Here is a 277-nt window from a genome sequence, read left to right on the forward strand (position 1 = left end):
GTTTCCCGGTCTCCTCACCGGGCGACTTTGAGTCTGTGCAGACCATTGCGCGCACCATTAAAAACAGTCGGGTTTGCGGTCTGGCACGCTGTGTGGAAAAAGATATTGATGCGGCGTACGAATCACTGCGCGTTGCCGAAGCCTTCCGTATTCATACCTTTATCGCCACCTCGCCGATGCACATCGCCACCAAACTGCGCAGCACGCTGCCGGAAGTGATTGAGCGTGCGGTGCATATGGTGAAACGTGCGCGTAATTATACCAGCGACGTTGAGTT

At 54.9% G+C, this 277-nt stretch carries 1 pseudogene; it reads left to right on the plus strand.

The annotated features are described in order from the left end of the window. A pseudogene (locus tag SB765_RS29330) lies at positions 1-277 on the plus strand (2-isopropylmalate synthase); the annotation flags it as partial.

It is taken from the genome of Pseudomonas sp. SIMBA_067 (assembly GCF_046534675.1).
GTDB classification, from domain to species: Bacteria; Pseudomonadota; Gammaproteobacteria; order Pseudomonadales; family Pseudomonadaceae; genus Aquipseudomonas; species Aquipseudomonas putida.